At 75.0% G+C, this 26,053-nt stretch carries 26 protein-coding genes; 21 read left to right on the plus strand and 5 right to left on the minus strand.

All coding sequences use genetic code 11. The features are described from left to right. The first annotated feature begins 13 nt into the window (after positions 1–13). From murC to NXY84_RS09210, 14 genes are all read left to right on the plus strand, one after another. On the plus strand, positions 14–1,411 hold the full coding sequence (gene murC, locus NXY84_RS09145; protein ID WP_396126391.1) for a UDP-N-acetylmuramate--L-alanine ligase: 1,398 nt from the start codon (positions 14–16) through the stop codon (positions 1,409–1,411). Beyond that, positions 1,408–2,523 carry a cell division protein FtsQ/DivIB gene (locus NXY84_RS09150; protein WP_258726773.1) on the plus strand — a complete coding sequence of 372 codons (1,116 nt, stop codon included), beginning with the start codon at positions 1,408–1,410 and terminating at the stop codon, positions 2,521–2,523. Before murC ends, NXY84_RS09150 begins: the two co-directional genes overlap by 4 nt. A gap of 188 nt (positions 2,524–2,711) precedes the next feature. Continuing rightward, entirely contained in the window at positions 2,712–3,965 is a 1,254-nt protein-coding gene (ftsZ, locus tag NXY84_RS09155) for a cell division protein FtsZ (RefSeq protein ID WP_258726774.1), read from the plus strand. Between the two features lie 6 nt (positions 3,966–3,971). Further along, positions 3,972–4,730, plus strand: a complete 759-nt coding sequence (locus NXY84_RS09160) for a polyphenol oxidase family protein (protein ID WP_258726775.1) — start codon at positions 3,972–3,974, stop codon at positions 4,728–4,730. A 118-nt stretch (positions 4,731–4,848) separates the two neighbouring features. After that, positions 4,849–5,337, plus strand: a complete 489-nt coding sequence (locus NXY84_RS09165; RefSeq protein ID WP_141372349.1) for a cell division protein SepF — start codon at positions 4,849–4,851, stop codon at positions 5,335–5,337. Between the two features lie 3 nt (positions 5,338–5,340). Continuing rightward, the gene (locus tag NXY84_RS09170) at positions 5,341–5,625 is read left to right on the plus strand and encodes a YggT family protein (protein ID WP_258726776.1); all 285 of its coding nucleotides are present in this window, start codon (positions 5,341–5,343) and stop codon (positions 5,623–5,625) included. 177 nt (positions 5,626–5,802) lie between these two features. Beyond that, positions 5,803–6,477 carry a DivIVA domain-containing protein gene (locus NXY84_RS09175; protein WP_258726777.1) on the plus strand — a complete coding sequence of 225 codons (675 nt, stop codon included), beginning with the start codon at positions 5,803–5,805 and terminating at the stop codon, positions 6,475–6,477. A gap of 116 nt (positions 6,478–6,593) precedes the next feature. Further along, complete coding sequence (locus NXY84_RS09180) at positions 6,594–7,049, plus strand: TraR/DksA family transcriptional regulator (protein ID WP_396126392.1); 456 nt, start codon at positions 6,594–6,596, stop codon at positions 7,047–7,049. 22 nt (positions 7,050–7,071) lie between these two features. Beyond that, a complete protein-coding gene (lspA, locus tag NXY84_RS09185) occupies positions 7,072–7,758 on the plus strand; it encodes a signal peptidase II (RefSeq protein ID WP_258726778.1) in 687 nt (228 codons plus the stop codon). Continuing rightward, a complete protein-coding gene (locus tag NXY84_RS09190; protein ID WP_258726779.1) occupies positions 7,751–8,689 on the plus strand; it encodes an RluA family pseudouridine synthase in 939 nt (312 codons plus the stop codon). Before lspA ends, NXY84_RS09190 begins: the two co-directional genes overlap by 8 nt. Before the next feature lie 174 nt (positions 8,690–8,863). After that, positions 8,864–12,400, plus strand: coding sequence for a DNA polymerase III subunit alpha (gene dnaE, locus NXY84_RS09195; protein ID WP_258726780.1), 3,537 nt, complete (start codon positions 8,864–8,866; stop codon positions 12,398–12,400). A gap of 125 nt (positions 12,401–12,525) precedes the next feature. After that, positions 12,526–12,888, plus strand: a complete 363-nt coding sequence (locus NXY84_RS09200) for an ArsR/SmtB family transcription factor (protein WP_258726781.1) — start codon at positions 12,526–12,528, stop codon at positions 12,886–12,888. Next, a complete protein-coding gene (locus NXY84_RS09205; protein WP_258726782.1) occupies positions 12,885–13,955 on the plus strand; it encodes an SRPBCC domain-containing protein in 1,071 nt (356 codons plus the stop codon). Before NXY84_RS09200 ends, NXY84_RS09205 begins: the two co-directional genes overlap by 4 nt. 11 nt (positions 13,956–13,966) lie before the next feature. Continuing rightward, complete coding sequence (locus NXY84_RS09210) at positions 13,967–14,356, plus strand: pyridoxamine 5'-phosphate oxidase family protein (RefSeq protein WP_258726783.1); 390 nt, start codon at positions 13,967–13,969, stop codon at positions 14,354–14,356. 7 nt (positions 14,357–14,363) lie between these two features. On the opposite strand, the gene NXY84_RS09215 is transcribed toward NXY84_RS09210, so the two are convergent. Then, positions 14,364–14,612 (minus strand): RNA-binding S4 domain-containing protein, encoded by a 249-nt coding sequence (locus NXY84_RS09215; protein WP_258726784.1) that lies wholly within the window; start codon positions 14,610–14,612, stop codon positions 14,364–14,366. A gap of 73 nt (positions 14,613–14,685) precedes the next feature. Here NXY84_RS09215 and hisD point away from each other — a divergent pair, with 73 nt between their 5' ends. Beyond that, positions 14,686–16,008 carry a histidinol dehydrogenase gene (gene hisD, locus NXY84_RS09220; RefSeq protein WP_258726785.1) on the plus strand — a complete coding sequence of 441 codons (1,323 nt, stop codon included), beginning with the start codon at positions 14,686–14,688 and terminating at the stop codon, positions 16,006–16,008. 33 nt (positions 16,009–16,041) lie between these two features. Here the strand turns inward: hisD and NXY84_RS09225 are convergent, their stop codons facing one another. Then, positions 16,042–18,294, minus strand: a complete 2,253-nt coding sequence (locus NXY84_RS09225) for a RecQ family ATP-dependent DNA helicase (protein WP_258726786.1) — start codon at positions 18,292–18,294, stop codon at positions 16,042–16,044. Positions 18,295–18,519: 225 nt separating this feature from the next. Between NXY84_RS09225 and NXY84_RS09230 the strand changes: the two genes are divergently transcribed. The 6 genes from NXY84_RS09230 to NXY84_RS09255 all read left to right on the plus strand — a co-directional run bounded on the left by NXY84_RS09230 (position 18,520) and on the right by NXY84_RS09255 (position 23,401). Continuing rightward, complete coding sequence (locus NXY84_RS09230; RefSeq protein ID WP_396126393.1) at positions 18,520–19,644, plus strand: histidinol-phosphate transaminase; 1,125 nt, start codon at positions 18,520–18,522, stop codon at positions 19,642–19,644. After that, the gene (gene hisB, locus NXY84_RS09235) at positions 19,641–20,249 is read left to right on the plus strand and encodes an imidazoleglycerol-phosphate dehydratase HisB (protein ID WP_258726788.1); all 609 of its coding nucleotides are present in this window, start codon (positions 19,641–19,643) and stop codon (positions 20,247–20,249) included. Before NXY84_RS09230 ends, hisB begins: the two co-directional genes overlap by 4 nt. Further along, entirely contained in the window at positions 20,246–21,037 is a 792-nt protein-coding gene (locus tag NXY84_RS09240) for a hypothetical protein (RefSeq protein ID WP_258726789.1), read from the plus strand. The genes hisB and NXY84_RS09240 overlap by 4 nt, the downstream gene beginning before the upstream one ends. Positions 21,038–21,123: 86 nt before the next feature. After that, entirely contained in the window at positions 21,124–21,771 is a 648-nt protein-coding gene (hisH, locus tag NXY84_RS09245; RefSeq protein ID WP_258726790.1) for an imidazole glycerol phosphate synthase subunit HisH, read from the plus strand. Positions 21,772–21,863: 92 nt separating this feature from the next. Further along, on the plus strand, positions 21,864–22,604 hold the full coding sequence (gene priA / locus NXY84_RS09250; protein ID WP_258726791.1) for a bifunctional 1-(5-phosphoribosyl)-5-((5-phosphoribosylamino)methylideneamino)imidazole-4-carboxamide isomerase/phosphoribosylanthranilate isomerase PriA: 741 nt from the start codon (positions 21,864–21,866) through the stop codon (positions 22,602–22,604). Further along, entirely contained in the window at positions 22,601–23,401 is an 801-nt protein-coding gene (locus NXY84_RS09255; protein ID WP_258726792.1) for an SseB family protein, read from the plus strand. Before priA ends, NXY84_RS09255 begins: the two co-directional genes overlap by 4 nt. Before the next feature lie 30 nt (positions 23,402–23,431). On the opposite strand, the gene NXY84_RS09260 is transcribed toward NXY84_RS09255, so the two are convergent. The 3 genes from NXY84_RS09260 to NXY84_RS09270 form a co-directional block, all read right to left on the minus strand. After that, the gene (locus tag NXY84_RS09260; protein WP_258726793.1) at positions 23,432–23,875 is read right to left on the minus strand and encodes a spore germination protein GerW family protein; all 444 of its coding nucleotides are present in this window, start codon (positions 23,873–23,875) and stop codon (positions 23,432–23,434) included. Between the two features lie 115 nt (positions 23,876–23,990). Next, positions 23,991–24,734: a S1C family serine protease gene (locus NXY84_RS09265; protein WP_258726794.1), complete on the minus strand. Its 744-nt coding sequence runs from the start codon at positions 24,732–24,734 to the stop codon at positions 23,991–23,993. Then, positions 24,731–25,939, minus strand: coding sequence for a hypothetical protein (locus tag NXY84_RS09270; protein ID WP_258726795.1), 1,209 nt, complete (start codon positions 25,937–25,939; stop codon positions 24,731–24,733). The genes NXY84_RS09265 and NXY84_RS09270 overlap by 4 nt, the downstream gene beginning before the upstream one ends. Between the last annotated feature and the right edge of the window lie 114 nt (positions 25,940–26,053).

The raw sequence follows: 26,053 nt of genomic DNA on the forward strand, positions 1-26,053 counted from the left end.
CGGCGGTGCCGGGATGTCGGCGGTCGCGGGCCTGCTCGCGGCGCGCGGCGTGCCGGTCAGCGGGTCCGACGCGCAGGACGGTCCGGCGCTCGTCCCGCTGCGTGCCGCGGGTGTGACGGTGTTCGTCGGGCACGACGCCGCGCACCTCGACGGGGTCGACACGGTCGTGGTGTCCTCCGCGGTCCGCGAGTCCAACGTCGAGCTCGCGCGCGCACGGCGCGACGGGCTGCGCGTCCTGCACCGGTCGCAGGCGCTCGCCGCACTCATGGTCGGGCGTCGCGCGGTCGCCGTCGCGGGCGCGCACGGGAAGACGACGACGTCCGCGATGGTCGCGACGGCGCTGCTCGAGGCCGGCCTGGACCCGTCGTTCGCGATCGGGGGCACGGTGCTGACCGTCGAGGGCCCCGTGGCGGGGGGCCGGCCCGGCGACGGTCCGGCCTTCGTGGCCGAGGCCGACGAGTCGGACGGCTCCTTCCTGGCGTACGCGCCCGAGGTCGCGGTCGTGACGAACGTCGAGCCCGACCACCTCGACCACTACGGCACGCGCGAGGCGTTCGAGGACGCGTTCGTCGCCTTCACCGAGCGCGTCGTCCCCGGCGGGCTGCTCGTCACGTGCCTCGACGACCCGGGCGCCGCGCGGCTCGTCGAGCGCACACGCGCCGGTCTCGCGGCACGCGGCGTCGAGGTCGTGACGTACGGGACGGACGCGCGCGCCGACGTGGTCGTCGGGCCCGTGCAGCACGAGGGCGGATCCTGGTCCGCGACGCTCGACGCCGCCCCGGCGATCGGCAGCACGACGCTGGTCCTGACGGCCCCCGGCGCGCACAACGCGCTCAACGCGGCCGCGGCGTACGTCGCCGCCCGCCGGCTCGGCGCGTCGGTGCCGTCCGCGACCGCGGGGCTCGCCGCGTTCCGGGGCACGGGCCGCCGGTTCGAGCACCGCGGCGACGCCGGCGGCGTCCGGGTCGTCGACGACTACGCGCACCACCCGACCGAGGTGGCCGCGCTGCTACGGGCCGCCCGTGCGGTCGCGGGGAAGGGGCGCGTGCTCGCGCTCTTCCAGCCGCACCTGTTCTCCCGCACCCGGACGTTCGCCGCGGAGTTCGCCGCGGCGCTCGACCTCGCGGACGTCGTCGTCGTCACCGACGTGTACGCGGCGCGCGAGGACCCGGACCCCGAGGTGACCGGCGCGTTGATCACCGACCGCGTCCCGACCGGGGGCCGGGCGACGTTCGTCGCGGACCGCGGGCAGGCGGCGGTCGCCGTCGCGCGCGCCGCTCGGCCCGGCGACCTCCTGCTGACGATCGGCGCGGGGGACGTCACCGCCCTGGTCCCCGAGGTGCTCGCGGAGCTCACGCGCGTGGCCGGAGCCGGTGCGGGACCGCAGTCGGGCGCCGCGGAGCGCGCATGACGCCTCCGCCGCGCCGTCCCGTGACCGGCCGTCCGGCACGCCCGCGACCCGCGCCCGCCCGCCCGGCGACCCCGGCGGCACGACCCGAGGCTCGCCCGCGCGCGCTCCCGCCGGCCGAGCCGCGCCCCTCGACGGGTCCGCAGCGCACGGCGCCCGGCGAGTCCCGTGCGACGGGGGAGCACCGGACCGTCCCCACGCCGCTGCGGCCGGCGGCACCGCGGCCCGTCCGGGAGCCGGCACCCGACACCGGCGGCCAGGCCGAGGTCCTCGACCCGCACGCACCGACCGTGACGACGTACACGTCCGGCCGGCGCGGCTTCGCGCTGCCGGTGCGGGCCTCCGTCGTCTCGGAGCGCTCGGCCGAGCGGTTCGCCGAGCGGGCGCGGGCGCGCCGCCGGGTCGCGGTCCGCCAGGTCGTGATCGGTGCGAGCACGCTCCTCGCGGTCGGCTCGCTCGCGTGGCTCCTGCTGCTCTCGCCGGTCCTCGCGCTCGACCCGGCGCGCGTGGCGATCTCCGGCGCGGGCACCGTCGTGGCGGTCGACCAGGTCGCCGCGGTGGTCGGCGGCCGTGCGGGCACCCCGCTCCCGCGGCTCGACACCGTGGCGCTGCGCGACGACGTGCTCGAGGTCCCGGGCGTGCGCGAGGCGCGCGTGATGCGCGACTGGCCGCGCGGGCTCGTGGTCCAGCTCGTGTCGCGGGAGCCCGTCGCCGCGGTCCCCGAGCCGCCGTCGACGTCCGCGGCCGCCCCGGGCGGTCCCGTCGCGGGCTTCGCGCTGCTCGACATGGAGGGCGTCAAGGTGGGGCGCGTCGACGTCCCGCCCGAGGGGCTGCCCGTCGTGCGGGTCCCGGTGGGCGACGCCCGGACGCTGCGGGCGGTGCTCACGGTGCTCGAGGCGCTGCCGCCGGACCTGCTCGGGCAGGTCGGGGAGGTGTCCGCGGAGACGCAGGACACCGTCTCGATGGTGCTGCGCGACGGTGCCCGTGTCGTCTGGGGGAGCGCGCACGAGACGTCGCTCAAGATCGCCGTGCTGCAGGCGCTGCGCGCGGCGCCTGCGAGCGCGGGCGCCGCGGTGTTCGACGTGTCCGCCCCGACCCTGCCGATCACCCGGTGACGCGCGCGACATCGCCGACACGCCCGGTGTGGTCGTTGATCCCGACGCGCGACGCACCTACCGTCACGACAAGAAGCACCTGACATAACTATAACCCTCTAGTAGAGGGTGAAGGTTTCGGCGGGTGCAGGGGTCAGATCCCGGCTCCGCACACCCGCAGCACTGGCGCACAACGAGAGGCACCCACCGTGGCAGCTCCGCAGAACTACCTGGCGGTCATCAAGGTCGTCGGCATCGGCGGTGGCGGCGTCAACGCCGTCAACCGCATGATCGAGGTCGGCCTCAAGGGTGTCGAGTTCATCGCCATCAACACGGACGCCCAGGCGCTCCTCATGTCGGACGCCGACGTCAAGCTCGACGTGGGCCGCGAGCTCACGCGCGGCCTCGGCGCGGGCGCGGACCCCGAGGTCGGCAAGAAGGCCGCCGAGGACCACGCGGAGGAGATCGAGGACGTCCTGCGCGGCGCCGACATGGTCTTCGTCACCGCGGGCGAGGGCGGTGGCACCGGGACCGGCGGCGCGCCGGTCGTCGCCCGGATCGCCCGCTCGCTCGGCGCCCTGACCATCGGCGTCGTCACCCGCCCGTTCACGTTCGAGGGCCGGCGCCGCTCGGTCCAGGCCGACTCGGGCATCGACGCGCTGCGGGCCGAGGTCGACACGCTCATCGTCATCCCGAACGACCGGCTGCTGTCGATCTCCGACCGCTCGGTCTCGGTGCTCGACGCGTTCCACTCGGCGGACCAGGTCCTGCTCTCGGGCGTCCAGGGCATCACCGACCTCATCACGACCCCCGGCCTCATCAACCTCGACTTCGCCGACGTGAAGTCCGTCATGCAGGGCGCCGGCTCGGCCCTCATGGGCATCGGCTCCGCGCGCGGGGAGGACCGTGCCGTGCAGGCCGCCGAGCTCGCGATCTCCTCGCCGCTGCTCGAGGCCAGCATCGACGGCGCGCACGGCGTGCTGCTGTCGATCCAGGGCGGCTCCGACCTCGGTCTCTTCGAGATCAACGAGGCCGCGCGCCTCGTCCAGGAGGCGGCGCACCCCGAGGCCAACATCATCTTCGGTGCCGTGATCGACGACGCCCTCGGCGACGAGGTGCGGGTCACCGTGATCGCCGCCGGCTTCGACGGCGGCTCCCCGGTCGTGCGGCGCGAGTCGCGCGGCCTCGGCCAGGTCAGCGGGAGCTCGGCGCCGCCGCGGCTCGCGCCGCCCGTGACCGTGCCGTCGCACGCCGCCCCGCGGCCGGTCCCCACGGACGACGACGTCGTGCGTGTCGGTTCCGCGCCGGTGCACGCCGCGCCGCGTCAGGTCCCGGCGTTCCTCGCGAGCGAGCACGAGCCCGCGCCGGCGACCGGCCAGCTCGAGGTCCCGCGCGTGTTCGAGGAGGAGCGTGTGACGCGCCGCCCGAGCGAGGACCTGGACGTCCCCGACTTCCTCAAGTAGCCGCGGGTGGGCGCGCACGCGATCGACGTGCTGGAGGTCGACCTCGGCCCCGGGGTGCGCGCGGGCTTCACGACGCGCACGGGCGGCGCGAGCTCCGCGCCGTGGGACTCGCTCGACCTCGGGCTGCACGTCGGCGACGACCCCGACCGGGTGCTCGTCAACCGCGGGCGCGTCGAGCGCTGGCTCGGCGGGCGTGTCGCGTTCGCCGCGCAGGTCCACGGCGCGGACGTCCTGACGCTGGAGCGCGAGCCGGCTCCGGGGGAGGTCGAGGTCGGCGTGGCGGACGCGCTCGTCGCGGCGGGTCCCGGCGTCGGGCTCGGGGTCCTGGTCGCCGACTGCGTGCCGGTCCTGCTCGCGGACGCGGGCACGGGGGTCGTCGGCGTCGCGCACGCCGGCCGGCAGGGCCTCGAGCGCGGGGTGCTCGAGGCGGCGGTGCACGCGCTGACCGCGGCCGGCGCGCGGCTCGAGCACGTCCGGGCCGTCGTGGGGCCCGCGATCAGCGGCGCCGAGTACGAGGTGCCCGCCGCGCTGCGCGAGCAGGTCGCGGCGGCGGTGCCCGAGACCTGGGCGACGACCTCGTGGGGAACCCCCGCGCTCGACCTTCCCGCCGGTGCGCGCGCGGCGCTCGCGCGGGCCGGGATCCACGACGTGACCAGCGTCGACGTCTGCACGGCGCGCGACCCGCGGTTCTTCTCGCACCGCCTCGCGACCCGCGGCGGCACGACCACGGGACGGTTCGCGGGGGTGGTTCGCTCGTCCGGGTGATCTCGGGGTGATCTACGGTAAGTCGAGAGGCGCCGCGCGTGTCGCGGGGTCACGATCCTCCGACGTTGCTAGCGTGAAAGTCGCTGGACAGATCAGTTCGGGGGATGGGGAGACCGCGATGGCCGGAGCGCTGCGCAAGACGATGCTGTACCTCGGCCTCGCCGACGACCGGGGCGAGCACGAGGAGTACGTCGACGAGTACGACGACCTGGAGGCCGACGTGGCGCACGAGTACGAGGCTCAGGTGACACCGCTGCACCGCCCGACGGCGACGCGGTCGGTGGCGCCGGCGCACGACGTGCACCCGGAGACGGGCGAGCTGCGCCGGATCACGACGATCCACCCGCGCTCGTACAACGACGCGCGCAAGATCGGCGAGGCGTTCCGCGAGGGCACGCCCGTGATCATGAACCTCTCGGACATGGACGAGGCGGACGCCAAGCGGCTCGTCGACTTCTCGGCCGGCCTGATCTTCGGGCTGCACGGCGCGATCGAGCGGGTCACCAACAAGGTGTTCCTGCTGTCGCCCGCGCACGTCGAGGTGACCGGCGAGGAGCAGCCGCCGCCCGTCGAGCCGGTGCGCACCGGCTTCTTCAACCAGAGCTGACGCGTGTCCCTCGTCGCCGACCTGCTGTACCTCGTCGTCCTGGTCTTCGTGATCCTGCTGCTGATCCGGCTCGTCCTGGACTGGGTCCAGTTCTTCGCGCGCGAGTGGCGGCCGCGCGGCGTGGCGCTCGTCGTCGCCGAGGCGACCTACACGGTGACGGACCCGCCGCTGCGCGCGCTGCGGCGCATCCTGCCCCCGCTGACCATCGGGACCGTGCGCCTGGACCTCGCGTTCCTGGTCCTCATGCTCGCGTGCTACGTCCTGATGAACATCCTCAGCCGCATCTGAGAACCACGGGTCGGCCGCGTGTCCGGTTCGTCCGGTTCGTCGGCGACCCGAGCGACCGCGCGCCCCGGGCGGGCGTGGCGGGTCGCGTGCTCGTCCCGCAATGTCCGCTACCGTGAGCCGAGGCGGTCGGTGGACTGCCCACCGGCTTGACCAAGTGCGACCGAAGAGGTGACGACGATGGCACTGCTGACCGCAGACGACGTCCTGAACAAGAAGTTCCAGGCGACCAAGTTCAGAGAGGGGTACGACCAGGACGAGGTCGACGACTTCCTCGACGAGGTCGTCAACACCCTCCGGGACCTCCAGGGCGAGAACGACGACCTCAAGACGAAGCTCGCGGCGGCCGAGCGCCGGATCGCGGAGCTGAGCCGGGCCGGTGCGCAGCAGGCCGCCCCCGCGCCGAAGCCGCTGCCCGAGCCGGAGCCCGAGCGCCAGGTCGTCGCGGCGCCCATCGCGCCCGCGCCGGTCGCCGTGGCCCCGGTGCCGCAGGGCCGGCCCAACGAGCCGGAGTCCGCGACGGGCATGCTCGCCCTCGCGCAGAAGCTGCACGACGACTACGTGCGCAGCGGCCAGGAGGAGAGCGACCGGCTCATCTCCGAGGCCAAGTCGCAGGGCGCCCGGATCGTGCGTGAGGCCGAGGAGACGTCGGCCCGCACCCTCGGCCAGCTCGAGCAGGAGCGGTCCCTGCTGGAGCGCAAGATCGACGAGCTCCGGGTCTTCGAGCGCGACTACCGCACGCGCCTCAAGAGCTACCTCGAGAACCTCCTCGGGGACCTCGACAACCGCGGCTCGGCGCTCCCGCCGCGCAGTGGTCAGAACGCCCAGCCGGTGGGCGAGGGTCGCACCCTCTGACCAGCAGCTCTGCCCACAGCACACCACGTCCGGTCCGTCGACCGGCGTGGTGTGTTGTGCGTGCTGACTCGGGCGCATAGTCTCGCGTGACTCACAACGAGAGGGTGCTCGTGGCCATCAAGGACTCGGTCGGCACGACGACCGCATCGCACGACTTTCCGGACCTCGCCAAGGCGGTCCGCGGCTTCCCGGTCCGTGACGGCGAGAAGCCCTGGACCGCTCGTGAGGTGCAGGCGGTCGCCGACGAGCTGATCGGCGACGTCGACCGGCTCACCGCGGAGCTCAGCGCCGCGGACGCCGAGCTGTCGGACCTCCTGCGCAACTCGGGGGACGGGGCCGGCGACGACCAGGCGGACTCCGGCTCGAGCGCGCTCGAGCGGGAGCAGGAGCTCACGCTCGTCAACAACACGCGCGACCTGCTGACCCAGTCGAGCCACGCCCTCGCGCGCATCTCCGCGGGCACGTTCGGGACGTGCGAGTCGTGCGGCAAGGCGATCGGCAAGGCCCGGGTGCAGGCGTTCCCGCGCGCGTCGCTGTGCGTCGAGTGCAAGCAGCGCGAGGAGCGTCGCTGACGCGCCCGTAGACTCGTCCTCGATGTCCACGACGCCCGAGGTAGAGCCGACCCCTGACCGCGCCGACCCGGCCCACCGGCGTCGCCTGCTTGTGCTGCTCACGAGCCTGACGGTCGGGGTCCTCGCGCTCGACCAGCTGACCAAGGTCGTCGCGCTGCGCGAGCTGAGCGAGACCGAGCGGGTCCCGCTCGTCGGCGACCTCCTGGGGCTGCGCCTGGTGTTCAACCCGGGAGCGGCGCTGTCCCTCGCGAACGGCCAGACGTGGCTGCTGACGGTCGTCGCGACCGTCGTCGTGGTCGTGGTGGTCCGCGCCTCGCGCCGGCTCGGGTCGCGGGGCTGGGCGCTCGCGTTCGGCCTCCTGCTGGGCGGCGCGCTCGGGAACCTGGTCGACCGCTTCTTCCGGGAGCCGGGGTTCGCGCGCGGTCACGTCGTCGACTTCATCGCCTACGGCAACGTCTTCGTGGGGAACGTCGCCGACATCGCGATCGTCGGTGCCGCGGGGCTGATCATGCTGCTGGCCGTGCGCGGGATCGCGCTCGACGGGACGCGTGAGCACGCGACGCCCGTACCGGACGCGGCCGGGGCAGGGCTCGACCCCGCCCGTCCGGACGGTTCGACGACGTCGACCGAGCGGACCGCCGGCGGGACGCACGTCGCGCCCGCGTCGGCCGCCGGCCCGCTCGACGGTCCTGTGCGCACCGATGGCTGAGACACGCTCGCTCCCGGTGCCGGACGGCCTGGCGGGGGAGCGGGTCGACGCCGCGCTCTCGCGGCTGCTCGGGTTCTCGCGGACGCGGGCCGCCGAGCTCGCGGCCGCCGGGGCGGTCCGGGTCGACGGGCAAGAGGCCGGCAAGTCCGAGCGGCTGCACGCCGGGTCGTGGCTCGAGGTCGAGATCCCCGACGAGCGCGAGGCCGCTGCCGTCGAGGTCGTGCCCGAGCCGGTCCCGGGCATGCGCATCGTGCACGACGACGACGACCTCGTGGTCGTCGACAAGCCGGTCGGCGTCGCTGCGCACCCCTCGCCGGGGTGGGAGGGGCCGACGGTCGTCGGGGCGCTCGCCGCCGCCGGGTACCGGATCTCCACGTCGGGCGCCGCCGAGCGCCAGGGCATCGTGCACCGGCTCGACGCCGGCACATCGGGCCTCATGGTCGTCGCGAAGAGCGAGTACGCCTACACGGTCCTCAAGCGCGCGTTCAAGGAGCGCACGGTCGAGAAGGTCTACCACGCCCTCGTGCAGGGCCACCCGGAGCCGACCACGGGCACGATCGACGCCCCGATCGGACGGCACCCGAGCTCGGACTGGAAGTTCGCGGTCGTCGCGGACGGCAAGCCGTCGGTCACGCACTACGAGGTGCTGGAGATGCTGCCCTCGGCGTCGCTCGTCGAGGTGCACCTCGAGACCGGGCGCACGCACCAGATCCGCGTGCACTTCGCGGCGCTGCGCCACCCGTGCGTCGGGGACCTGACGTACGGCGCGGACCCGACGCTCGCCGCCCGCACGGGGCTCACGCGGCAGTGGCTGCACGCGATGCGCCTGGGCTTCGAGCACCCCACGAGCGGCACCTGGCTGGAGCTCACGAGCTCCTACCCGGACGACCTCGCGCGCGCGCTCGACGTCCTCGGCGACGGCTTCCGCTGACCGCTGCGTCCGGCCGCGGGCGGTCCGGCACGCGGTCGTCCCGCGACGCGCCGGGTCGACGCGCCGTGGGGCGGGCGGTGGTCGGACGGCGGCGGCGCGGCTGTGCGCGAGGCCACCCGCCGACACGCTCGCGACCCGCCGGAGGTGTCGGCGAGACGACCTAGGATGGCCCGCATGGCATCTGGAGGATCTGACTTCGTCCACCTCCACGCACACACCGAGTTCTCGATGCTCGACGGTGCGGCCCGCGTCGAGGACCTCTTCACCGAGGCCGAGCGGCTGGGCCAGACGGCCATGGCGATCACCGACCACGGGTACCTGTTCGGCGCGTTCGACTTCTGGTCGCGCGCCAAGGCGCACGGCATCAAGCCGATCATCGGCATCGAGGCGTACCTGACGCCCGGGACCAGCCGGTTCGACCAGACGCGGGTGCGGTGGGGCGAGGCGCACCAGGCGAGCGACGACGTCTCGGCGCGCGGCGCGTACACGCACATGACGATCCTGTCCCGGACCACCGAGGGCATGCACAACCTGTTCCGGCTGGGGTCGCTCGCGTCCCTCGAGGGGCAGATGGGCAAGTGGCCGCGCATGGACCGCGAGCTGTTGAGCCGGTACTCGACGGGCCTGATCGCGACGACGGGCTGCCCGTCGGGCGAGGTGCAGACGCGCCTGCGGCTCGGGCAGTTCGACGAGGCCGTGCGGGCCGCGGGTGAGTTCCAGGACATCTTCGGCAAGGAGTTCTTCTACGTCGAGCTGATGGACCACGGGCTCGAGATCGAGCAGCGGGTCATCAAGGACCTGCGCCGGCTCGCCGAGGTCATCGACGCGCCGCTCGTCGCGACGAACGACCTGCACTACACGCGCCACGAGGACAGCCACGCGCACGAGGTGCTGCTGTGCGTCCAGTCGGGCTCGACGCTCGCCGACCCCGACCGGTTCAAGTTCGACACCGACCAGTTCTACCTGTGGTCCGCGGAGGAGATGCGGCGCAAGTGGGCCGAGCTCCCGGAGGCGTGCGACAACACGCTGCGCATCGCGGAGCAGTGCGAGGTCGAGTTCAACACCAACGCCAACTACATGCCGAACTTCCCGGTCCCGCCGGGCGAGGACGAGCAGTCGTGGTTCATCAAGGAGGTCGAGTCGGGCCTCCAGCGCCGGTACAAGGGCGCGATCCCCGACGACGTGCGCAAGCAGGCCGACTACGAGACGGGCGTCATCACGCAGCTCGGGTTCTCGGGCTACTTCCTCGTCGTCGCCGACTTCATCAACTGGGCCAAGGACCAGGGCATCCGCGTGGGTCCCGGCCGTGGGTCCGCCGCCGGCTCGATGGCCTCGTACGCGATGGGCATCACCGAGCTCGACCCGCTCGAGCACGGCCTGATCTTCGAGCGCTTCCTCAACCCCGAGCGCGTCTCGTGGCCCGACGTCGACGTCGACTTCGACGAGCGCCGGCGCGGCGAGGTCATCCGGTACGTGACCGAGAAGTACGGCGAGGACCGCGTCGCGCAGATCGTCACCTACGGCACGATCAAGGCCAAGCAGGCCCTCAAGGACGCCTCGCGCGTGCTGGGCTTCCCCTTCGCGATGGGGGAGAAGCTCACCAAGGCCATGCCGCCCGCGGTCATGGGCAAGGACATCTCGCTCAAGGGCATCTACAACCCGGACGACCCCCGGTACGCCGAGGCGGAAGAGTTCCGGCAGGTCGTCCAGGCGGACCCCGAGGCGCAGCGCGTCCTGGAGACCGCACGCGGGCTCGAGAACCTCAAGCGCCAGTGGGGCGTGCACGCGGCCGGCGTCATCATGTCGAGCGAGCCGCTGCTCGACATCATCCCGATCATGCGCCGCCCCCAGGACGGCGCGATCATCACGCAGTTCGACCAGCCCTCGTCCGAGGCTCTCGGCCTGATCAAGATGGACTTCCTGGGGCTGCGCAACCTCACGATCCTCGACGACGCGCTCGAGAACATCGAGATGAACGGCAAGGACCCGATCCTCATCGAGGAGGTCGCGCTCGACGACCCGCCGACCTACGAGCTGCTCGGGCGCGGCGACACGCTCGGGGTGTTCCAGCTCGACGGCGGCCCGATGCGGTCCCTGCTGCGCCAGATGCGCCCCGACAATTTCGAGGACATCTCGGCCGTCATCGCGCTCTACCGCCCGGGCCCGATGGGCATGAACTCGCACATCAACTACGCGCTGCGCAAGAACGGCCTGCAGCAGATCGAGCCGATCCACCCCGAGCTGGCCGAGCCGCTCGAGGAGGTCGTGGGCATCACGCACGGCCTGATCGTGTACCAGGAGCAGGTCCAGCGTGCCGCGCAGAAGCTCGCCGGCTACACGCTCGGCCAGGCCGACCTGCTGCGCCGTGCGATGGGCAAGAAGAAGAAGGAGGTGCTCGACAAGGAGTTCGTGCCCTTCCAGGCGGGCATGCGCGAGCGCGGCTACTCCGACAAGGCCATCCAGGCGGTGTGGGACGTGCTCGTCCCGTTCGCCGGGTACGCATTCAACAAGGCGCACTCCGCGGCGTACGGCGTCGTGTCCTACTGGACGGCGTTCCTCAAGGCGAACTACCCGACCGAGTACATGGCCGCGCTGCTCACGAGCGTGCGCGACGACAAGGACAAGTCGGCGCTGTACCTCGGCGAGTGCCGACGCATGGGCATCACGGTGCTGCCGCCCGACGTGAACTCCTCGTCGGCGAACTTCACGGCCGTCGGCGTGGACATCCGCTTCGGCCTGACCGCGGTGCGCAACGTCGGCGCGAACGTCGTCGACGCGATCGTGCGCACCCGCGAGGAGAAGGGCGCGTTCACGTCCTTCACCGACTTCCTCGACAAGGTGCCGGCCGTCGTCTGCAACAAGCGGACCATCGAGTCGCTCATCAAGGCCGGCGCGTTCGACTCGCTCGGCCACGCGCGCCGAGCGCTCCTGCTCGTGCACGAGCAGGCCGTCGACTCGGTCATCGGCGTCAAGCGCAAGGAGGCGGAGGGGCAGTTCGACCTGTTCGCGGACCTCGGTGGGGACGACGAGGGCCCCGGCTTCTCGGTCGTGATCCCGGACCTGCCGGACTGGGACAAGAAGCAGCGGCTGCAGTTCGAGCGCGAGATGCTCGGGCTCTACGTCTCGGACCACCCGCTCTCGGGGCTGGAGCACGTGCTGGCGGCCGCGGCGGACGTCTCGATCGCCACGCTCAACGCCGACGAGGCGCGCCCGGACGGCTCGACGGTCGTCGTCGCCGGCCTGATCACGTCGCTCCAGCGGAAGATGTCGAAGCAGGGCAACCCGTGGGCCGCGGTCACGCTCGAGGACATGGAGGGCGCGGTCGAGATCATGTTCTTCGGCGAGACGTACCTCGCGTACTCGACGGCCCTCGCCGAGGACGCGGTCGTGGTCGTGCGCGGCCGGGTGCGTCGCCGGGACGAGACCATGCAGCTCCAGGCGATGGAGGTGTCGATCCCGGACGTGTCCGCCGCGGCGGACTCCCCGGTCGTGCTGACGCTCCCGGTCTCGCGGTGCACGGCGCCCGTCGTCGAGCGGCTGCGCGAGGTGCTCTCGACGCACCCCGGGGTCACCGAGGTGCACCTGCGGCTCACGAGCCCGGGGCGGGCGACGGTCATGCGGCTCGACGAGGGACTGCGTGTGGAGCGGTCGCCGTCGCTGTTCGGCGACCTGAAGGCGCTGCTCGGCCCGAGCTGCCTCGCGACGCCCTGACGCGGCGCGGCCGACACGACGACGCCGTCGCCTCACCGCCGGTCTGACACCGCCGATGCACGGCGAGCGCTCCGACTCTGCGTATGACTCTTGTGTTATATAACGCAGGGTGAAAGAGTCCGGTCATGCAGGCGATGGACGCGCTCGGGGACCCGGTCCGGCGACGGCTCGTCGAGCTCCTCGCGGACGGCGAACGCACCGCGGGCGAGCTCGCGACGGCCGTCGGCGCGGAGTTCGGCGTGAGCCAGCCCGGTGCGTCGCGTCACCTGCGCGTCCTGCGCGAGGCCGGCGTCGTCGAGTCCGTCGTCGACGGCCAGCGCCGCCTGTACTCGGTGCGCGCCGAGTCCCTCACCGAGGTCGAGCTGTGGGTGCGCGGCGTCCGCCGCTTCTGGGACCAGCGGCTCGACGCGCTCGAGACCGAGGTGGCGCGCGGCCGGCGACAGGCACGGAGCACGGACCTGACCCACGACCAGGAGGCACGGCCATGACGTCACGCATGCTCGACGAGCTCGGACTGCTCACCGCCGAGGGGCACGAGGCGCAGGTGCGCTTCGAGCGGACCTTCGCGGTGCCGCCCGCCGGGCTCTGGTCGGCGCTGACCGAGCCGTCGCGGGTCGAGCGCTGGCTCGGGCGGCTCGGCGGCGACCTGCGCGTCGGCGGTGCGTACTCCCTCGACATGGCCGACGACGCCGACGCCGACGCCGTCGCGCAGCGCGCGACCGGTGAGGTGCTGGCGTGCGACGCGCCCGACCGGCTGCTCCTGACGTGGCACTTCCCCGGAGAGGACCCGAGCGAGATCGAGGCGCGCGTGGAGAGGCGCGGCTCGGGTTCCGTCCTCGTCGTCGAGCACCGGCGGCTGACGCGGGGTGCGGCGCGAGGCTACGGTGCCGGCTGGCACACGTTCCTCGACCACCTCGGGCTCCTGCTCGTCGGGCGCGAGGACGAGTGGGCCGACCGTTTCGAGGAGCTCCTGCCCGCCTACCGCGGCCTTCTCCCCGCGGTCGGACCCGTCCACGTCGAGGTGACCGGCGACCGGCTCGTCTCGGCGGACCCGGCGGCGACGGCCGAGTTCCTCCACGCGTGGCTCGGCTGGACCGAGAGCGGCGCCGCGAGCACCAGGGCGACGGACGACGATGCGGCTCGCGCAGGTGACGCACCTGACGCGAGGGACGCCCGTGACGACGGCGACGCACGCGACGCGGGCAAGGCCCGTGACACCGGTGTCGCAGGCGCTGGGGCCGCCCGCGTCGCCGGGGTCCACGAGGACGGCACGAGCTCGGGCCCCGGCCGGCGCGTGCTGGGCGGTGTGCCGGGTCGCGCCGTGCTCCCTGTCGTCGAGCGAACCCCCGGGATCGACGACGCGCCCGCGGACGCGACGCTGACCTGGAGCGACGTCGAGTCGCTGCGCGAGTCGCTCGTCAGCGCCGTCGGCTCGGGCGGCCGGCTCGCCGCGGGGGAGCCGGACGACGTCGGGTCCGAGGGCGCCGAGCTCGTGTGCCCGGGGGACGTCCGGCTCCGCGTCCGTGCCGAGGCGGGCGGCGCACCCGCCGCCTAGACTCGCGCCTCGTGCTCGCACTCACCCCCGACCAGCTCGCGTTCGTGACCGAACGGCACCTGGCGACGCTCTCGACGCTGCGGCCCGACGGGTCGCCGCACGTCGTCCCGGTCGGCTTCACGTGGGACGCCGAGCGCGGACGCGTCCGCGTGACGACCAAGGTCACGTCGGTCAAGGCGCGCCACGTCGCCGGCGCCGACGGTCCGGTGCGGGCCGCGGTGTGCCAGGTCGACGGGCGGAGGTGGCTCACGCTCGAGGGCGAGATCACGCTCTCCCGTGACCCCGACCAGATCGCCGAGGCGGTCGCGGCGTACGCGGTGCGATACCGGCCCCGGCCGTTCCAGCCGGAGCGCGTGGTGCTGCACCTCGCGGTCGACCGCGTGCTGGGGTCGGTCCGCTAGGACGCCGTCAGCCGACGACGGCGCTCGCCGGACCGGCGGGGAGGTCGACCACCACCACGTCCCCTGCCCGGAGCTGACGCCCTCGGCGCTGCTCGGGCTCGCCGTTGACGGTGACGACCTCGTCGTCGAGCAGCTCGCGCGCGTGCGCGCCCGAGTCGGCGAGCCCGGCGAGCTTGAGGAACTGGCCGAGGCGGATGCTCTCGTCGGTGATGGCGACGACCTCGGGTCGCGGACCGGCGGGCTCACGTGTGCTCATGCGCCCATCCTCCCCGGTCGCGGGCCGCAGGACGACGAGGGGCCGTGCGCGCCCGGATCACTACACTCGAGAGGTGATCTCCCGGATCGACCTGCGCGGTCGCACCCTGTCCCGTCGCGAGCTGCTCGACACCCTCCCGCGTGCGGAGGTGGACGTCGAGACGGCCGCGGTCACCGTGGCGCCCATCCTCGCGGACGTCCGCGCGCACGGCGCCGCGGCGCTGCGTGAACTCGCCGAGCGGTTCGACGGCGTGCGCCCGGTGTACCTGCGTGTGCCCGCGGAGGAGATCCGCGCGGCCGTCGACGGGCTCGACCCGGACGTCCGCGCCGCGATCGACGAGACCATCGTGCGGGTCCGGAAGGTGCACGCCGCGCAGCGACCGGCCGACTTCACGGTCGACCTCGGCTCCGGGGCGCAGGTGCGCCAGCGCTGGCTGCCGGTGCGCCGCGTCGGCCTGTACGTGCCGGGCGGCCTCGCGGTGTACCCGTCGTCCGTGATCATGAACGTCGTCGCCGCGCAGGAGGCCGGCGTCGGTTCGCTCGCCGTCGCGTCGCCGCCCCAGAAGGACTCGGGCGGGCTGCCCAACGCGACGATCCTCGCGACGTGCGCGCTGCTCGGGGTCGACGAGGTCTACGCGGTCGGCGGCGCGCAGGCCGTCGCGATGTTCGCCTACGGAGCGGACGGCACCGACGAGGTCGACGGCGCCGTGCTGTGCGAGCCCGTCGACGTGGTGACCGGGCCCGGCAACGTCTACGTCGCGGCGGCCAAGCGCCTCGTCCGCGGCGTGGTCGGCATCGACTCGGAGGCCGGCCCGACGGAGATCGCGATCCTCGCGGACGGCACCGCGGACGCCGTGCACGTCGCAGCCGACCTCATCTCGCAGGCCGAGCACGACCCGCTCGCGGCCGCGGTGCTCGTGACGCCGTCGGCGGAGCTGGCGGGGGCCGTCGCCGCCAAGCTGGGCGACCGGGCGCCGAGCACGCCGCACGCCGCGCGCGTCCTGACGTCGCTGTCCGGTCCGCAGTCCGCGATCGTGCTCGTCGACGACCTCGACGCGGGCCTGGAGGTCGTCAACGCGTACGGCGCGGAGCACCTCGAGATCCAGACGGCCGACGCGGCCGCGGTCGCGGACCGCGTGACCAGCGCCGGGGCGATCTTCGTCGGACCGTACTCGCCGGTCTCGCTCGGCGACTACATGGCGGGCTCGAACCACGTGCTGCCGACCGGCGGCTGTGCCCACTTCACGAGCGGGCTCGGCGTGCACTCGTTCCTGCGGGCCGTGCAGGTCATCGAGTACGACGCGACGGCGCTCGACGAGGTCGCCGACCGCATCGTGGCGTTCGCCGAGGCCGAGGGGCTGCCCGCGCATGGCGAGGCGGTCCGCGCGCGCTTCTGAGCCCGGCGCACCCCCGGGTGTCTCAGCGCCGCGTCAGCCGACCGCGAGCACGAACGGGTGGACGGCCTCGGCGCCGGCCTCGCGCAGCAGGCGCGCCGCGACGGTGAGCGTCCAGCCGGAGTCCGTCCGGTCGTCGACGAGCAGGACCGCACGCCCGGGCAGCCCGGCGGCCGCCGCGGGGGACAGGTCCAGCTCGAGCCGACGCGCGACGCCGGCGAGCCGCTGCGCGGAGTTGACGTCGTGGCGACCGGGCGGCACGCCGTCGACCGGGCGCACCACGCCCACGACCGGAACGCCGAGGTGCCGGGCCACCCCCTCGGCGAGGTGGCGCACGAGGGACGGGCGCGTCGCCGACTCCACGAGGACGACGCCCGCGGGGGCGGGGTCCGGGTGCCACGCGTCGAGCACCTCGACCACGGGGCGGCGCAGCGGGACGGGCAGCCCGTCGTCGCGCGCGCCGTGCTCGGCGTGCGGGTCCGCGTCGGCGCCGGGCCCACCCGGGGCCGCGAAGAGGTCCCGCAGCAGCCCGCCCCACCCGATGCCGTCGAGCCGCGCGACCGCGCGCCCGGCCGAGGCCTGCACCCCGGGGGCGATCCGCCCGCTCAGCTCGACGCCGAGCGCGGCCATCCCCGACGGCCACATCTTCCGCGGCTCGACCTCGACGCCCGGGACGGCGAGCCGCTCGCGGGCCGCCTCGACCTCGGCCTCGTCGGGAGCGACCCCGGCGCTCGCGCCGCCGCAGACGTCGCACCGGCCGCACCGCCACGCCTCGCCGCCGGGACCGCTCAGCTCCGGGTCGTCGAGCGCGCGGCGCAGGAACGCCATGCGGCACGTCTCGCCGCGGACGTACTCGACCATCGACTCCTGCTCGGCGGCGCGGGCGGCCGCGACGCGCTCGTACCGCTCCGCGTCGTACTCCCACGGCTCGCCCGTCGACTGCCAGCCACCCGTGACCCGGCGCACGGCGCCGTCCACGTCGAGCACCTTGAGCATGAGCTCGAGGCGGTTGCGCCGCAGCGACACGTGCGTCTCCAGCGCGGCGGTCGAGAGCGTGCCGTGGGCGTCGAGCGCGGCGAGCGTCGCCCGCACCTCCTGCGCGGGCGGGAACGCCATCGACGCGAAGTAGTCCCAGATCGCGCGGTCCTCCCGGCCGGGCAGCAGGACGACCTCGGCGTGATCGGTCGCGCGGCCGGCGCGCCCCACCTGCTGGTAGTACGCGATCGGCGACGCGGGAGCCCCGAGGTGCACGACGAACGCGAGGTCGCCCTTGTCGAAGCCCATGCCGAGCGCGGACGTCGCGACGAGCGCCTTGACGCGGTTCGCGAGCAGGTCCGCCTCGGCGGCCTCGCGCTCCGTGGGGTCCGTCTGCCCGGTGTACGCGCGCACGTCCAGCCCGCTCGCGCGCAGGTGCTCCGTGACCTGCTGCGCCGCCGCGACCGTGAGGCAGTAGACGATGCCGGACCCGTCGATGCGCGGGAGGTTGTGCGCGAGCCACGCGAGCTGCGCCGAGGTGTCGGGCAGGCGCGCGACGGTCAGGTGCAGGCTCTCGCGGTCGAGCGGTCCGCGCAGCACCAGCACGTCCTCCAGCCCGGAGCTCCCCGCGCCGTCCCCGGCGTCCGGGCCCCGCACCGCGAGCTGCTCCGCGACGTCGCCGGTCACGCGCGCGTTCGCCGTCGCGGTCGTCGCGAGCACCGGGATGCCGGCGGGGAGGTCGGCGAGCAGCGTGCGGATGCGCCGGTAGTCGGGCCGGAAGTCGTGACCCCAGTCGGAGATGCAGTGCGCCTCGTCGATCACGACGAGCCCGGCGTCGGCGGCGAGCCGGGGCAGCACGGTGTCGCGGAACGAGGGGTTGTTGAGCCGCTCGGGCGAGACCAGCAGCACGTCGACCTCGCCGGCGGCGACGCGCTCGTGCACCGCGTCCCACTCGGTCACGTTCGCGGAGTTGATCGTCTCGGCGCGGATCCCGGCCCGCGCCGCCGCGGCGACCTGGTTGCGCATGAGGGCGAGCAGCGGCGAGACGATGACGGTCGGCCCCGAGGGCTCGCCGCCGCCGGCCCCCGCGCGCAGCAGCGCGGTCGCGACGAAGTACACCGCCGACTTGCCCCACCCGGTGCGCTGCACGACGAGCGCGCGACGCCGGTCCGCGACGAGCGCCTCGACGGCGACCCACTGGTCCTCGCGGAGCACCGCGTCCTCCCGGCCGACGAGGGCCCGCAGCGCGCGCTCCGCCTCCTCGCGGAGCGCCGCTCGGTCGACGTCGGCCAGGGTCGTCGCTCGGGGGGTCATGCGCTCGATCGTAGGTCGCCCCTCGGACACGTCATCCCTCGGGCCCGCGCGTCCGACGCGACGTCTCCGCTCGCCGGGGCCGGACCCGGTCCGCCTCGTGGGTCGGCCAGGCCAGGGCCACGGCGGCGGCTCGCCCCGGCACGCGTCCCAGCCCCGCTGCCGTCGCGAGCCCCGACCGTCCGCTCGTCGGCCGCAGGCGAGAGCCCCCGGGCGCCGCTGACTACGATCAGGGGCGTGAGCGCCCCCACGTCCCGACCCGTCCTGCCGCTGCGCCCCGAGATCGTCGGGGTCGCGCCGTACGGCGCGCCGCAGCTCGACGTGCCGTACCTGCTCAACGTGAACGAGAACCCCTACGCACCGGCACCGGACGTCGTCGCGGACATCGCCCGGGACGTCGCGGCCGCCGCCGCGACGCTCAACCGGTACCCCGACCGGGACTTCCTCGCGCTGCGCGAGGACCTCGCGGCGTACCTCGCGACCGAGTCCGGCGTCACGCTCGCCCCGGAGCAGCTCTGGGCGGCCAACGGCTCGAACGAGGTCATGCTGCACCTCCTCCAGGCGTTCGGCGGCCCCGGGCGGACCGCGGTCTCGTTCGCCCCGACGTACTCGATGTACCCGGAGTACGCGCGCGCGACGTCGACGGCCTGGGTCGAGGGCCGGCGCGCGGAGGACTTCAGCCTGGACACGGACGACGTGGCTGCGACGATCACGCGCGAGCAGCCGTCGGTCGTGCTGCTCGCGAGCCCCAACAACCCGACCGGTACGGCGCTCCCGCGCGCGACCGTCGAGGCGGTGCTCGCCGTCGCGGACGAGGTGCCGGGCGGCTGCGTGGTCGTGGTCGACGAGGCGTACGGCGAGTTCCGCCGCACCGGGACGCCCTCGGCCCTCGAGCTCCTGCCCGCGCACCCGAACCTCGCCGTCAGCCGCACGATGTCCAAGGCGTTCGGCCTCGCCGGCGCACGCCTCGGGTACCTGGCCGCAGCGCCGGCCCTGGTCGACGCGCTGCGGGTCGTGCGCCTGCCGTACCACCTGTCGGCCGTCACGCAGGCGGTCGCCCGGGCGGCGCTCCGGCACGCGCCGGCGCTCATGGCCCAGGTCGGGTCGCTGCGCGACGAGCGCGACGCCCTCGTCGTGTGGCTGCGCGAGCGCGGGCTCACGGTCGCCGACTCGGACGCGAACTTCGTGCTGTTCGGCCTGTTCGACGACCGGCACGCGGTCTGGCAGGGTCTGCTCGACCGGGGGGTCCTGATCCGCGAGGTCGGGCCCCCGGGATGGCTGCGGGTGTCGGTCGGCACCCCGGAGGAGACGGCGGCGTTCAAGGACGCCCTGGTGGAGGTGGCAGCGCTGTGAGCGCAGGCAAGCGGACGGGGCGCGTCGAGCGCACGACGAGCGAGTCGAGCGTGCTCGTCGAGCTCGACCTCGACGGCACCGGCACGACCGACATCTCGACGACGGTCGGGTTCTACGACCACATGCTCACCGCGCTGGGCAAGCACTCCCTCATCGACCTCACGGTCCGCGCGACGGGCGACACGCACATCGACGCGCACCACACGGTCGAGGACGTCGCGATCGCGATCGGCGAGGCGCTGCGCCAGGCGCTCGGCGACAAGCGCGGCATCTCGCGGTTCGGCGACGCGCTCGTGCCGCTCGACGAGGCGCTCGCGCAGGCCGTGGTCGACGTCTCCGGGCGTCCCTACCTCGTGCACTCGGGCGAGCCCGAGGGACAGGAGTACCACCTCATCGGCGGGCACTTCACGGGGTCGCTCACGCGGCACGTGCTCGAGTCGATCGCGCACCACGCGGGCATCTGCCTGCACGTGCGCGTGCTCGCCGGCCGGGACCCGCACCACATCGTCGAGGCGCAGTTCAAGGCCCTCGCACGCGCCCTGCGTCTCGCCGTGCAGCCCGACCCGCGCGTCACCGGCATCCCGAGCACGAAGGGCGTGCTGTGAGCGCGGGGACCGGCCACGGGCCGGACGACGACGCGCTCCCGGACGACTTCACGGTCCCCGACGACCTGTCGGGACTCTTCGACGCGCCGGACGCACCGGACGCATCGGAGGCGCCGGCGGCGGACCCCCGAGGGCCCGCGACCGCGGAGCCCGGCCGGGACGTGCCGGCCGGCTCCGCGGGGCGCGACGGCTCCGCGCCGGGCGCCGGGGGAGCGGAGGACGCACCCGGGTCCGGCCACGACGAGGCCGCTCCGACCCCGCTCGCGGCCGCCGGTCGCGGGCCCGACGACCGCACGACGGACGACGACCCGAGCAGCACGGTGCCCGACGACCTCGCGTCGCTCACGGACCCCGGGGCGGCCGAGGCCCCGTCGGTCACGCTCGTCCTGACCCAGGTCGCCGCGGCCGCCCCGCTCGCGGCGGCGTGCGCGCTCGCCGGGGTCGCGGTCGACGTCGTCCCGTCGCCGGTCGGCGCGCTCGCGGTCCTGCGCGAGCCCCGGACCGGTCCGGACGGAGCCGCGGCCATCTCGAAGCTGCTCAAGACCGTCCCCGTGATCCTGCTCGAGCGCCGCAGCGGGCAGATCACCGCGACGCGCTGGGCCGGCGGGCAGAAGGGCGACGAGCTGCCTGCGGGCCTCGTGCTCTCCGACGCGCCCCCGGTGCTCGAGGAGCTGCTGCTCGGGGGCGCCTCGGTGAGCGACGTCGAGGGCGTCGTCACGAGCGTCGGGCTCTCGCGCTGGAAGGCCATGCGTCTGCTCGCGCAGTCGGCGCGGGGCACGCGCGGCTGACGAGCAGGTCTCGGTGGCGACCGGCGACCGGTCTCACGGACCGCTCGCGGGCCGCACCCTGCGGCGCACCCCGGTAACCTGAGGGGGTGTCCAGCCAGCCCCGCGTCGTCGTCCTCGACTACGGCTTCGGCAACGTCCGATCCGCCGTCCGCGCCCTCGAACGCGTCGGCGCGCACGTCGAGCTGACGGCGGACCCGCACGCCGCCGCGGAGGCGGACGGCCTCGTCGTCCCCGGGGTCGGCGCGTTCGCCGCGGTCATGGCCGGCCTGCGTGACGTGCGCGGCGACCAGATCGTCGACCGCCGGCTCGCCGGGGGCCGGCCGGTGCTCGGCATCTGCGTCGGCATGCAGGTCATGTTCGAGGCGGGCGACGAGCACGGCGTGCGGACCGACGGCCTCGGCGAGTGGCCGGGCCTCGTGGACCGCCTCGAGGCCGACGTCGTCCCGCACATGGGCTGGGCGACGGTCGACGCCCCCGAGGGCACGACGCTGTTCGCGGGCCTCGAGGACGAGCGCTTCTACTTCGTGCACTCCTACGCGGCGCGCACGTTCCCGCTCACCGAGGGCTCCCCGGAGGAGCGGCTCGCGCCGCCGCGCGTCACGTGGGCCGAGCACGGCGACCGTTTCGTCGCCGCCGTCGAGAACGGCCCGCTCTCCGCGACCCAGTTCCACCCCGAGAAGTCGGGTGACGCGGGTGCCCAGCTCCTGACCAACTGGGTCGACTCCCTGCGCTGATCGTCCGCGCCCCGAGGACCGGGGCACGTGGGCCGGGCGCGCCCGGCCACCCACCCGAGCAGGTGCCGCACGGCACCCACGAGAGGACCGCCATGACCGACCGCCTCGAGCTGCTGCCCGCCGTCGACGTCGCCGACGGGCAGGCCGTGCGCCTCGTCCAGGGCGAGGCCGGCTCCGAGACCGGCTACGGCGACCCGCTCGCCGCGGCGCTCGACTGGCACGCGGGCGGGGCCGAGTGGATCCACCTCGTCGACCTCGACGCCGCCTTCGGGCGCGGGTCGAACGCGCCGTTGCTGGCCGACGTCACCGCGGACCTGTCCGCGAAGGGCGTCAAGGTCGAGCTCTCGGGGGGCATCCGGGACGACGCGTCGCTCGAGCGCGCGCTCGGCACGGGAGCGACGCGCGTCAACCTCGGCACCGCGGCGCTCGAGGACCCCGAGTGGACCGCCCAGGTCATCGCGAGCCACGGTGCGGCGATCGCGGTCGGCCTCGACGTGCGCGGGACAACGCTCGCCGCGCGCGGCTGGACGCAGGAGGGCGGCGACCTCTGGGAGGTCCTCGCGCGGCTCGACGCGGCCGGCTGCGCGCGCTACGTCGTGACCGACGTGACGAAGGACGGCACCCTGCGCGGCCCCAACCTCGACCTGCTGCGCGAGGTGTGCGCGCGCACGAGCGCCCCGGTCGTGGCGTCGGGCGGCATCTCGAGCCTCGCCGACCTCGAGGCGCTGCGGGCCCTCGTCCCGGTCGGTGTCGAGGGGGCGATCGTCGGCAAGGCGCTCTACGCCCGGGCGTTCACGCTGCCCGAGGCGCTCGACGTCGCCGGACGGCCGTGACCGCTCCGCGCGAGCTGCCGCCGACGTCCGCGTTCGCGGGGGACGACGGCGGCTGCGACCCGCGGCTCGCGGACGCGCTGCGGGCGCTCGGCACCGCACGCGGCTCGCTCGCGGGCGTGGTGGCGGCGCTCGCCGGGACGCGGGTGCTCGTCCCGGTCCTCGCGGAGCTCGAGGCCGCGGACGTCGTCGAGCACGGCGGGCACGAGCACACCGTCGACAAGGAGGCGTCCGCCGGGATCGTCGCGCTCCAGGCGCCCGACGGCCGCACGGCGCTGCCCGTCTTCTCGTCGGTCACGGCGATGCAGGCGTGGCGGCCCGACGCGCGGCCCGTGCCGACCGACGTCGCACGCGCGGCGCTCTCCGCCGTCGAGGAGCGGTGGGAGCTGCTCGTGCTCGACCCCGGTGGCCCGGTCACGGTGCTCGTGCCCCGGCCGGCCGTGTGGGCGCTCGCGCAGCAGCGCGACTGGGTCCCCGCGGTCCGGCGCGTGCCCGGGGCGGAGCCCGCCGGTCCGTCCAGGGCTGCCGCGCCGGCCCTCGCGGGTGCGACCGACGAGGGCGAGGTGGACCCCGACGTCCGCGCCGCGCTGCAGGGTGCGCTCGGAGCCGTGCCCGAGGTCCTCGGGCTCGACGCCCGGCCCGGCCGCCGCGCCGAGGTCGCGGTGCTGCTGCGCCTCGTGCCCGGCCTCGACCGCGCGCGCCTGGATGGCGTCCTCGCCCGGGTCAACGCGGCGCTCGCGGCCGACGAGACCGTCACCCTGCGCGTCGACTCGCTCGAGCTGCGGCTGCTCGCGGGCTGACCGGCGACCCGACGTCGCCGACCGCTCGGCTCACCGCCGGCGGCGCAGCGCCCAGGCGAGGGAGAACGCGCTGAGCACCACCGCACCGACGAGCTGCCCGCCCAGGATCACGCGGTTGAGGTCGAGCGCCGGGCGCCAGTGCACGCCGTCGTCGTCGACCACGTAGACGCCCACCGCGCGCACGCGCGTCGCGTACCCGCCGCCGCCGCCGGAGCCGCCGCCCTCGCCGCTGCTCGTCCCGCCGCCCGCACCGACCTCGCCGGTGCCCGAGCCGGTCATGACCGCGCCGTGCACCCTCGCGACCGGGATGACGGTCGTGCCGCCGCGCTCGTACGCGTCACCGAAGACCCGCCGCACGGTCCAGGTGTCGCCGGCCGCGCGGGTCAGGGCTGCGGGGTCGAAGCGCGTGCGCGCGTGCGTCGGCTCGGGGTCGACGGCCTGCTCGGGACGCTCTGGGTGCGGGGTCGCGGACACGGTTCCTCCCGGGCTCGTCGGTCGACCCACTGTGGCAGCGCGGGACGTGCCCCTACAACGGCCCGGGGCGCCCGAGGACCGGGTCGCCGGCCCGACGGGCCCCGTGGCCGGTCGCTCAGGGCGACGTGCAGGACGTCGCGGGAGCGAAGGCCGTCGTGTCGGCGAGCAGGGCGCGCAGGGTGCTCACGGGCACGACGAAGCTCTGACCGGTCGTGTTCTTGGCGTACACGACACCGATGACCCGGCCCTCGGAGTCGAGCGCCGCCGACCCCGAGCTGCCCGGCTCCACGGGCGCGTCCGTCACGAGCACCTCGCCGAGGTTCTCGTTGAGCGGGTCGGTCGTCGAGCCGATGACGTGGCCGCTCGTCACCGTGAGCTGCCCGCCCTTGGGGTACCCGACGACGCTCACCGCGTCGCCCGGCGCGGGGTCGGCGTCCGCGAGCACCGGTGCGGCGGGCAGCGGCTCGGCCGTGCGGACCACCGCGAGGTCGGCGAGCGCGGCGGTCTGCGCGGCGGTCACGGCGATGTCCCGCCCGTCGTACGTGCTCAGGTGCAGGTCCGCGGAGTCGGCGACGACGTGCCGGTTCGTGATGAGGGTCGTCTCGTCGATGGCGAAGCCCGAGCCGGTGGACAGCGCCGAGCACCCGATGTTCCGGATGCGCACCGCCATGCGCTGGGCGGCGTCGAACCCGTCGGGGGACAGGTTGCCGGTCTGCGCGGGGGTCGGTGCCGTGACCGTCGACGGCACGACGTCGGTCGGCATCGGCTCCGGCATCGCCGGGACGACGCCGCAGCCCGCGAGGACGACGCACGCGGCGGCCGTCAGCACGGTGCCGGACCGGGCCCGCGCCCGGGTCATCGCTCGAGCTCGAGCTGCAGCGCGGCGTTGGCGTCACGCGCCGCACCGCACACCTGCTGCACGTCGGTGCGGAACCGCGCGAGGTCCGCCGCGTCGTACGCGGCGGCGTTCTCGAGGTAGCTGATGAGCTGGTACTGCCCGTCGACGCACACGTCGAGCGCGCCCGCGACCTTGCCGGCGGCGTCCGAGACGCGCGCCTGGTAGTCGACGAGCTGTCGCTGCGCCTCGCGCTCGTCGCCGATCTGCGCCTTCTCGTCGGCGAGCTCGGTGATCCGCGCCTGCGCGGTCTGGAGCTGTGCGCGCACCGCCTCGAGCTCGGCGATCGCCCCGTCGAGCTCGACGCGCTGCTGCGCGAGCTCGGTGCCGGTGGTGCGGGCGACCTGCTCCCACTCCGCAGCCCGCTCCTCGTGGGCACGCGTGAGCACGACGAGGTACGTCGCGAGCGCGAGCGTCAGGGCGAACAGCATCGCGAGCACGATGACCGCCCACGGCTGGCGGCGGTGCCGGGCCGGCACCACCTCGGGTGCGACGTGCGGCGGCGGCGTCCACGCGCCCGGGCGCGCGCCGGCGTGGCTGCCACCGCCGTGGTGCACCGGCGCGGGCGTGCCCGGGCGGTCGTCCGGCCCGGGCGCCGGCGCGGTGCTCACGGGCGGCAGGACGCGGGTCGCGGCGGCGTCCGGGTGCGGTGTCGCTGTGCCCCCTGGCGGGTTCTGGCGCCGGTCGACGCCCACCTCGGGTGCGGGTCGGTCGGCACCGGTGGCGCCGACGGTCGGCCCGGCGACGCCCGGGGCCCGGTCCGTCGGGGCGGCGGCGCCCGGGTGCGCATCCGCCGCGGTCTCGCCGGTCCGGCCCTGCGGCGTCGAGGGCCCGCCGGCCCGGGTCGTCAGGGTCTCGCCGCCCGTGGGCGCGTCGCCCCGCGAGGGGGCCCGGTCGGTCTGCACGCCGCCGTCCGTGACGGCGGGGGGCCTGGGCTCCCGGACGCCCCGGTCCGACGCCTCGCCGACCGTGCGCCCGGTGCTGGTTCCGGCGCCCGGCTCGTGCCGGCTCGCGGTGACGGCCGTGCCCGGCGGAGGGACGGCCTCGGCCCTCCCGTCCCGCTCCCGCACGGGGGTGCGGAGGGGTTCGGCGAGGAGGTCGAGGTCGTCGGGCAGGCCTCGGGCGGCAGGCGTGGCGGTGCCGTCGTCGGTCTCCGGCTCACGGGTCACCGTCCCAGGATAGAGCGGGACCCGGTGGAGCCCGTCGTCCGTCCGTGGTGAGCCGGACTGGTGCCCCGGACGCCACCGGTCGGGCGGGACGTCGCGCCCGCGGTGCTCCGTCCG

Origin of the sequence: Cellulomonas sp. NS3 (assembly GCF_024757985.1) — a bacterium.
GTDB lineage: Bacteria > Actinomycetota > Actinomycetes > Actinomycetales > Cellulomonadaceae > Cellulomonas_A.

Bases quoted from the DNA above. Each gene is read 5' to 3' on its own strand.
- NXY84_RS09205 (WP_258726782.1), top strand. From the start codon at position 12,885: ATGACGTCACGCATGCTCGACGAGCTCGGACTGCTCACCGCCGAGGGG.
- NXY84_RS09165 (WP_141372349.1), top strand. From the start codon at position 4,849: ATGGCCGGAGCGCTGCGCAAGACGATGCTGTACCTCGGCCTCGCCGAC.
- NXY84_RS09200 (WP_258726781.1), top strand. From the start codon at position 12,526: ATGCAGGCGATGGACGCGCTCGGGGACCCGGTCCGGCGACGGCTCGTC.
- NXY84_RS09190 (WP_258726779.1), top strand. From the start codon at position 7,751: ATGGCTGAGACACGCTCGCTCCCGGTGCCGGACGGCCTGGCGGGGGAG.
- lspA (WP_258726778.1), top strand. From the start codon at position 7,072: ATGTCCACGACGCCCGAGGTAGAGCCGACCCCTGACCGCGCCGACCCG.
- NXY84_RS09150 (WP_258726773.1), top strand. From the start codon at position 1,408: ATGACGCCTCCGCCGCGCCGTCCCGTGACCGGCCGTCCGGCACGCCCG.
- NXY84_RS09175 (WP_258726777.1), top strand. From the start codon at position 5,803: ATGGCACTGCTGACCGCAGACGACGTCCTGAACAAGAAGTTCCAGGCG.
- priA (WP_258726791.1), top strand. From the start codon at position 21,864: ATGACCGACCGCCTCGAGCTGCTGCCCGCCGTCGACGTCGCCGACGGG.
- dnaE (WP_258726780.1), top strand. From the start codon at position 8,864: ATGGCATCTGGAGGATCTGACTTCGTCCACCTCCACGCACACACCGAG.
- NXY84_RS09225 (WP_258726786.1), bottom strand. From the start codon at position 18,294: ATGACCCCCCGAGCGACGACCCTGGCCGACGTCGACCGAGCGGCGCTC.
- murC (WP_396126391.1), top strand. From the start codon at position 14: ATGTCGGCGGTCGCGGGCCTGCTCGCGGCGCGCGGCGTGCCGGTCAGC.
- NXY84_RS09265 (WP_258726794.1), bottom strand. From the start codon at position 24,734: ATGACCCGGGCGCGGGCCCGGTCCGGCACCGTGCTGACGGCCGCCGCG.
- NXY84_RS09215 (WP_258726784.1), bottom strand. From the start codon at position 14,612: ATGAGCACACGTGAGCCCGCCGGTCCGCGACCCGAGGTCGTCGCCATC.